At 65.4% G+C, this 5707-nt stretch carries 4 protein-coding genes; 2 read left to right on the forward strand and 2 right to left on the reverse strand.

Translation table 11 applies throughout. The annotated features are described in order from the left end of the window. Nucleotides 1-217: 217 nt before the first annotated feature. Together OE747_RS24380 and OE747_RS24385 are read left to right on the forward strand one after the other, a co-directional pair. The gene (locus tag OE747_RS24380) at nucleotides 218-1174 is read left to right on the forward strand and encodes a tyrosine-type recombinase/integrase (RefSeq protein ID WP_263831027.1); all 957 of its coding nucleotides are present in this window, start codon (nucleotides 218-220) and stop codon (nucleotides 1172-1174) included. After that, a complete protein-coding gene (locus OE747_RS24385) occupies nucleotides 1161-2156 on the forward strand; it encodes a tyrosine-type recombinase/integrase (protein WP_263831028.1) in 996 nt (331 codons plus the stop codon). Before OE747_RS24380 ends, OE747_RS24385 begins: the two co-directional genes overlap by 14 nt. 16 nt (nucleotides 2157-2172) lie before the next feature. Here OE747_RS24385 and OE747_RS24390 read toward each other — a convergent pair whose 3' ends face one another. Next, nucleotides 2173-3225, reverse strand: coding sequence for a DUF7146 domain-containing protein (locus tag OE747_RS24390; RefSeq protein ID WP_263831029.1), 1053 nt, complete (start codon nucleotides 3223-3225; stop codon nucleotides 2173-2175). 308 nt (nucleotides 3226-3533) lie between these two features. Next, nucleotides 3534-5707: strawberry notch C-terminal domain-containing protein (locus OE747_RS24400; protein WP_263831030.1), on the reverse strand; the 2174-nt coding region annotated here is incomplete at its 5' end.

Raw genomic sequence — 5707 nt, forward strand, 5'->3', positions numbered from 1 at the left:
GGCGGGGGTGAATCTCTGCTTGGTCATAGGGCTCATCCTTTGAGTATTTTACTCTCCAGTAAACCCGGGGCGGTTCACACCTTCTGGACCAAGGCGTGGCGATGAAGGTGATCGGAGACTTCCTCGGCCATAGGGACCCGACCTCGACGGCGATCTACGCCAAGGTCGACCTCCGGACCCTACGGGAGGTCGCGGCCCTCGATCTGGAGGGTCTCGTATGAAGCTGAGGGATGCGATCGAACACTACGTGGCATGGCGTCAGGCGCACGGCGTAAAGTTCTTGACGGCGCGGAACCTGCTTCGACAGTTCCTTCAGCACGCCGATGGCGACGCCGGATGCGACGCTGTCACATGCGCGCAGGTCCAAGCCTTCCTCGCCGGGACAGGCCCCGTTACCCGGCACCGCGAAAACAAACACTACGCGCTGGCCGGGTTCTGGCGCTACGCGATCAGCCGCGGCTATGCCCTCTCGTCGCCGCTTCCTGAAAGCGAGCGGCGCCCACCATTGCAGGCACCGCCATATATCTACAGCCGGGATCAGCTGCAGCGCCTCTTCGACCCGGATCACATCGACAATGCCTTGCAAGGCTCCCGGCAACTCGACCCCGCGACGTTCCGGACCCTGCTGCTGATGCTCTACGGGGCCGGGCTGCGGTTCGGCGAGGCGACCGCTCTCACCCTGTCTGATGTGGATACGGCGGAGGCGATCCTCACGATCCGCGATACGAAGTTCCAAAAGAGCAGGTTGGTTCCCGTGGGTCCGCAGCTTGCGGGAATACTGGATGCCCACCTCTCGGTTCGGCCCGTCAAGGGGGTCGCGGAGAGTGCCACGTCGTTCCTGCTCGCCAACCGAGACGGCACGCGGCTTTCCAGCAGCACTGTTCAGACCGCCTTCGATCGCCTGAGACGCGTTGCGGACGTGCATGGCAGGGCCGGCGGGCGGGAGAACCCGCGTCTGCATGACCTCCGGCACAGCTTTGCGGTTCACCGGCTGATGGCCTGGTACCGGCAGGGAGCGGATGTGCAGCGGTTGCTGCCCGCGCTCTCCACCTATCTCGGCCATTCCGACCTCGAAGGCACGAAGGTCTATCTGACGATGACGCCGAACCTCCTCGCCCAGGCCTCGCTGCGCTTTGCGCACTATGCCGGAGGAGGGTCGGATGCCAGACCGTGATCTCATTGGGCCATGGCTCCGGCGCTTCCTGACCGGGTATATCGTCAGCGAGCGCAATCTGGCCCGGAACACCCGCGCGAGCTATCGTGACACGTTCAAGCTGCTCCTGCCCTTCGCGAGCCGAAAGGTCCGGAAGCCCATCGAACGCCTGGCAATGCAGGACCTCACCTCGGCACTTGTATTGAAGTTCCTTGCCCATCTCGAGCAGGAGCGCGGATGTTCCGTCAGGACGCGCAATCAGCGGCTCGCTGCCATCCGGGCCTTCGCCCGCTTTGTGGGAAGCCGCGATCCCGCACACATCGAATGGTGCGGCCACATCCGCGCGATCGCCGTGAAGAAGGCGATATCGCCGCCGGTCGGCTGGCTGACGCGGGCGGAGATGGAAGCGATGCTCGCGGTTCCGGACCGCAAGACCCGTCGAGGGCAGAGCGAATACGCGCTCCTTCTCTTCCTCTACAATACCGGAGCCCGGGTCTCCGAGGTCACCCAACTGACGGTTCGGGATCTGACCCTTGACCGCGACAGAGGTGGGCACGATCTAGCCACTCTGCACGGCAAGGGCGGCAAGATACGCCAATGCCCGCTCTGGCCGGAAACGGAGCGAGTCCTGGCGGAACAGATCCTCGGCCGCGCGCCCGAGGCCCCGGTGTTCCTCAGCAGGCTCGGCCATGCCTACACACGGTTCGGCGTGTATCGGCTGGTCGAGCGTTGCGCTGCCGATGTGCCTCGACTGGCGGGTCGGGCGGTGACACCACACGTGATCCGGCACACGACGGCCTGCCATCTCGTGCTCGCCGGCGTCGACATCAACACCATCCGCGCTTGGCTCGGCCACGTGTCGATCAGCACCACGAACATCTATGCCGAGATCGACCTCACGCTGAAGGCAAATGCCGTGGCGCTTTGCGAGGTCGGCTCTCCGGGACCGAAAAGGCGGTGGAAGGAGGACAAGGACCTCATGGCCTTCCTGAATGGCCTGTAACACCGTTGTGGTCGTCTCACCCGGTCGTGGACGATCCTCTGCCGAGGAACCGGTCGACATCTTCGGGCGCGATCTGGGGCCGGATCGCCGCGCGCAGGTCGTCGAGGCCGTGGGCTGTCAGGTCGTCGTTGAAGTCGCCGTGACGCGGCGAGAGCGTCAGCACCTCGATGCCCGCACTGGTCGCAAGTTCGGCCTGGGTCGCGGCGGCCCTGGTACCCGCTGCGTCGACATCGCGGGCGATATAGAGGCGGCGCACGGACGGTGACAGTCTGAGCGCGGCGAGATGGCTTGCCGACAGCGCGGCGGCCATCGGCATGCCCGGCAGCGCCGCACGCAGCGACAGCATCGTCTCGATGCCTTCGCCGACGGCCAGAACATCTTCTGCCGCCCCGAAGCGCACGGCATGGCCAAGAAGGTTGCCCATGGCACGCCGGGGTGTGGGAACCGCGGCCTTGGCCGAGCCGTCCGGCGCGAGCCAGGTGCGGTGCGCCCCTGTGATCCTGCCTTGCAGGTCGGTCACGGATGCGATCATCGCCGGACGCCGCTCTGCTGGTCCGCCATCGTCGGGCCGATAATAGCAGCGTGGATGATACCGCAACGCCCCCGCGCCATGGATCGGCATGATGCAGCGACTGACCAGATAGGTCTCGACCGGCGTACCCCGGATCGGCTGCGCCATGGCGATCAGCCGCCGCGCTGCTTCCGGCGATCCCATGGCTGTACGGGCAGGTGCTGGATTGATGGTCGGGACAAGGTCGACCCGCGGCAGGCTCAGGAAGCGCCGCGCCTCCTCGGCGACATCGCCGAAAGAGGTCAGGCCACAGCTCTCCCGGATCACGTCGAGCAGATCACCGTGCTCGGCTGTGGCGGCATCGGTCCAATGACCGGCCGCACCGCGGCCAGCCTCCGGCCCCTTCAGTCGGACGAACATCGACCGCCCGGGCGTGTTGCGCGCATCGCCGACGGTCCAGTACTGACCCTGTCGTCGCCCGTTGGGGAGGTAATGCCGACACACGGCCTCGGCGTCCCGCGCGAGGCGGCGCGACAGCTCTGCTGCATCGCGAGCCATCACGAACATCCCCCCGTCGCGCTGAGGTTATGTTGCCCAGCCCCGCGAAAACCCCCGCCAAACCGCGCAAGTTCACGCCACCGCAACATAACCCGCGCCGCAACATGTTCCGTAAACTTGCCCGCTGCCCCTGGTCCCGACGCAGGGCCCGTCAACCGCACGAAGAGCGACCGGCCGGGGTTATTCTGCAGATCGCCGACGATCCAGTAGGATCCTTCCCGCCGTCCGGCGGGAAGGTAGGCACGACAGACGCCTTCGGCATTTTCTGCCAGATCGCGCACGAGGTCTTCGGTCTCGGAATACATGGGTCAACAACCTCCGCGATCATGTAGCCTTGCGACAGGACAACGTGCAAGCAGACGATCCAGTATCGCGACGCCATCGGCGTCGGTCGGGCAAAACAGCCGAAGCTTCCAACTGATGATCTCCGAGAAGAAGCCATCGGCCTTGAGCCGATCCTTGGCTGCCTCCGAGAAGCCCGACAGTTCGATCCGGTTCGCGCCCATGACGCGCGAGCGGTGCAATTCCATCCCTTCGGACAGGCACACCACGGTCTTGCCCTCCAGAACGAGGGCATGGACCTGCGCGGCCGAGAGCTTGGGCGCATCGGCGGCCAGCGTGGTCGCGACCCAGGCAGGCGAGACGCGGCGGCCGATGATGCGCTGCCCGTCATCGGTTTGCAGGCGGTAGACGCGGGTTTCATCCTGGGGAAGCTGCTTCCAGATCGGCAGCAGCAGACCTGCCACGATGTGCAACGTGGCTTCGGAGAACTCCGGCACCTCGGCCAGTTCCCCGGTCCAGGCGGCGGAGAAGGCCGCGCGGTCGGCCTCGAGCCAGTGGGTGTCCTCCATGATCCTTGCCGGGACCGTGCTGACATCAAGCGGACGGATCAGGCGCAGGCGCGGCTCGATGGTGCCATCGTCCAGCATCAGGCTGGTGGCGGGCACCTGCACGGCAGCCCGGCCCGAGCGGCCGTTGACCAGAAGCCGCGCCTTCGGGTCATCGAGCCAGTCGAGCGCATCAACCAGCGACAGCGGCGTGTTGCGGCGCTTTTCCGCGATGGTGAGAAGCTGGGTTTCCGCGCCGGAGCCGGGATGGGTGTAGATCACCCGCGCATCCGTGACGCGGAAGCTCTCGGCACGCAGGGTCTCGAGCCCGAGATCATAGACCCCGGCGGCGATGGCGCCCTCGATCCGTTGGTCCAGAAGTTCCTCGAAGGCCGAGAAGAGCACGGCCTGCATGTTGATCGTCAGCGCCAGCAGGCGATTGAGGAAGGTCGTGATCGGCGGCAGGTCATCCTTCAGCCCGTTATCATCGGTCAGGCTGAGCCCGGTCGCATCCTCGAAAGCCCCGAGCGAAACTCCGGCCAGATCGCCGCGATAGATGCGGCGGTAAAGCTGGCGCAGGGCGTCACGGGCGTAGGGCGACTCGAGGTTATCCTCGGGGCGGAACAACCCCTGCCCTCCGGTCTGACGCTGGCCGCGCGTGATGGCGCCAAGCGTGTCGAGACGTCGCGCAATGGTCGACAGGAACCGCTTCTCCGCCTTCACATCCGTGGCCACCGGCCGGAACAGCGGCGGCTGCGCCTGATTGGTGCGGTTGGTGCGCCCGAGGCCCTGGATCGCCGCATCTGCCTTCCAGCCGGGCTCCAAGAGGTAATGGACCCGCAAGCGCTGGTTCTTCGCCCCGAGATCGGCGTGATAGCTGCGCCCGGTGCCGCCGGCATCCGAGAAGATCAGGATTCGCTTTTCGTCATCCATGAAGGCTTGGGTCTCAGTGAGGTTCGCGGCTCCGGACCGGTTCTCCACCACGAGCCGTGCCGAATGCCCTTCGCCCTTGCGCACGATGCGCCGTGAACGCCCCGTGACCTCGGCCACAAGATCGGTGCCGAAGCGCTGGACGATCTGGTCGAGCGCACCCGGCACCGGCGGCAGCGAAGCCAGCTTTTCGATCAGCGCATCGCGACGGCGGACGGCTTCACTGCATTCGACCGGTTGGCCGTCTCGTGTGACGGGGCGCGACGAAAGATTACCTTCGCTGTCGGTGAAAGGCTCGTAGAGCTGCACCGGGAAGGAATGGGCGAGGTAGTCCAGGACGTATTCCCTGGGCGTGATGTCACAACGGATGTCGTTCCATTCGTCGGTCGGGATCTCAGACAGGCGCCGTTCCATCAGTGCCTCGCCCGTCGAGACAATCTGGATGACCGCCGCATGACCCGCAGCCAAATCGGCATCGATGGATGCGATCAGCGTGGGGGTCTTCATCGAGGTGAGCAAATGGCCGAAGAAGCGCTGCTTGGCGGACTCGAAAGCCGAGCGCGCGGCGGACTTGGCCTGGCGGTTGAGCGTGCCGCTGTCGCCCGTGATGTTCGCGGCCTCCAACGCAGCGGTCAGGTTGTTGTGGATGATGGCTAATCGCGAGGACGCGATAATGCGAAGGTGTCCGGGATTCATTTTTGTTTTCCTTGGCTTCTGGATATCGG

Origin of the sequence: Ruegeria aquimaris (assembly GCF_025751555.1) — a bacterium.
GTDB classification, from domain to species: domain Bacteria; phylum Pseudomonadota; class Alphaproteobacteria; order Rhodobacterales; family Rhodobacteraceae; genus Ruegeria_B; species Ruegeria_B aquimaris.

Bases quoted from the DNA above. Each gene is read 5' to 3' on its own strand.
- OE747_RS24385 (WP_263831028.1), top strand. From the start codon at position 1,161: ATGCCAGACCGTGATCTCATTGGGCCATGGCTCCGGCGCTTCCTGACC.
- OE747_RS24390 (WP_263831029.1), bottom strand. From the start codon at position 3,225: ATGGCTCGCGATGCAGCAGAGCTGTCGCGCCGCCTCGCGCGGGACGCC.
- OE747_RS24380 (WP_263831027.1), top strand. From the start codon at position 218: ATGAAGCTGAGGGATGCGATCGAACACTACGTGGCATGGCGTCAGGCG.